Below are 1,305 nucleotides of genomic sequence, written 5' to 3' on the forward strand. Positions count from 1 at the left end.
AAAGCTTTGCGATTAGCAAAGAAGTGCTCTGCGAAGCAGTCTCAGAAGTATGCGCAGATTATTTTCACCAAGCAGATAAACTTGGAGTTCTCAACGAGCCCGAGCATCCTCTAAACAAAAAATTTAGAGAAATTCGTTTAATGAAAGAAAGGATTGCAAAATGCACAGGCGAAGAAGAACTCAAAGCTTTAGACGAAAAGCTTCTTCAATACGCATTAGATTTGAAAAAAATGAATATGGGTTCTCTATAATAGGCCACTACCATGAACGACATACCCGATTATAGTGCCGATTTCACTGCTCTTAATATTCAAAAAACTGTTGAATATCTTTCTTCTGATTCAATAATCGGAAAAGCCCCCGCGAAAAAACCTTGCATTGCTTTTATCGGCGGACTTCCTGGAGCCGGAAAAAGTTAGCCAGGTGGCCCCGCTGATAAATTTAAAGAAGACATAGAAGCTTCCACAGGCGGAGACGTTATCACAGTCGATATGGACGAATATAGAAAATATCATCCCAAAAATTAAGAAATTTATTTAGCTTCAAAACTAGACGGCGCATCTCCAGATTATTATGCGCAACAAACTAACGAATTTGCATATCAGGTTCAAAAAAGCCTGACTGAAAAGCTCAAAGCTAATAATTTTAACGTTCTCGTTGATGGCTCAGCTAGGAACGGAGAAGCAATAGTGCAAACCGCCATACATTTCCAACAATCTAATTATACTTCAAGAGTAGACTTTGTTGCAGCTGATAGAAAAACTGCATGGGAAAGCACGGTCGAAAGGTATGAGGAAACATTACTAAGAGAAACCGAAGATTTGGCAAACGGTATGGAAGTCCCCCGCGGAATCTCTCGGCATGTAGGTAAAGAATACTTCGATTCAATCGATTTGCCAACCAGCATAGACACAATGCATAAATCAGGTGAATTTTCAAGGATACGCATAACAGACAGAAGTCTACAGTTCCATTACGACAGCAACTCTCTAAACGTTAATCCCAAAGAAGTTTTGCGAAATTGCATAGAAAGAGGCAGATTGCTGGAAGCCTCAAAACACAGCTCCGTTCAAGGGCTTGTTGCTGAAGATGCGTTGTTTATCGCGGGTTCTGTTGAAGATGATTCCCTTGGTAATGAAATCGTTGTTACTGTTATCGCTGCTGGTTTTGAAAATATCGTTGAAGATGAGGCTATGAGAGATGTTGAGAAAATAAAATCTAGCACGTTCGTGGCTCCGATCTCTACCGTTATTGAAACACCTTTAACAAAGAGCGGGTCGTCATCTATTCCGGTTATCGAACCGA

Annotated in this window: 3 protein-coding genes; all 3 read left to right on the forward strand. The window is 40.4% G+C overall.

All coding sequences use genetic code 11. The features are described from left to right. On the forward strand, positions 1-251 hold a 251-nt coding region (locus ACYVTD_RS13010), incomplete at its 5' end, for a hypothetical protein (protein ID WP_461248169.1). A gap of 12 nt (positions 252-263) precedes the next feature. Continuing rightward, positions 264-419 (forward strand): hypothetical protein, encoded by a 156-nt coding sequence (locus ACYVTD_RS13015; protein WP_461248170.1) that lies wholly within the window; start codon positions 264-266, stop codon positions 417-419. Between the two features lie 111 nt (positions 420-530). Then, a partial coding sequence (locus tag ACYVTD_RS13020; protein ID WP_461248171.1) for a zeta toxin family protein occupies positions 531-1,305 on the forward strand: 775 nt, incomplete at its 3' end.

This window comes from Treponema sp. R6D11 (genome assembly GCF_054786075.1).